The organism is Bradyrhizobium pachyrhizi, from assembly GCF_001189245.1.
Taxonomy (GTDB): domain Bacteria; phylum Pseudomonadota; class Alphaproteobacteria; order Rhizobiales; family Xanthobacteraceae; genus Bradyrhizobium; species Bradyrhizobium pachyrhizi.
Genome location: NZ_LFIQ01000103.1, coordinates 72,917 through 73,178 on the forward strand (window position 1 = coordinate 72,917; position 262 = coordinate 73,178).

Annotated in this window: 1 protein-coding gene; it reads right to left on the reverse strand. The window is 63.0% G+C overall.

Annotated elements, in window-relative coordinates; genetic code table 11:
• Nucleotides 1-105: 105 nt before the first annotated feature.
• Nucleotides 106-262, reverse strand: a 157-nt coding sequence (locus AKL29_RS41175) for a DUF736 family protein (protein WP_152977773.1), incomplete at its 5' end; no start/stop codon positions are given.

A 262-nucleotide genomic window follows, 5' to 3' on the forward strand; every position in this document is an offset into this window, starting at 1 on the left:
GGCTTGGGTGCGTTTTGCGTTGGCGGCATGACGTGGACGCGCTTGACTGTCCTTGCTCGCGCAGACCCGCCTGTTCGAGCCGGCCAGACCGGCGGAACAACCATCTCAACCATTCTTGCGGCCGCCACCCACAAAGGATGATCCCGCGTCACTTTCCTCGTCGAACAGGTTCGCCAGGATCGCGATATTGAATGGGTCAGGTGACCGGAGCGAGAGGTAATCGCGCCCCTCCTCGGAGCGCTTCGACCAGGCTGCGCCGATC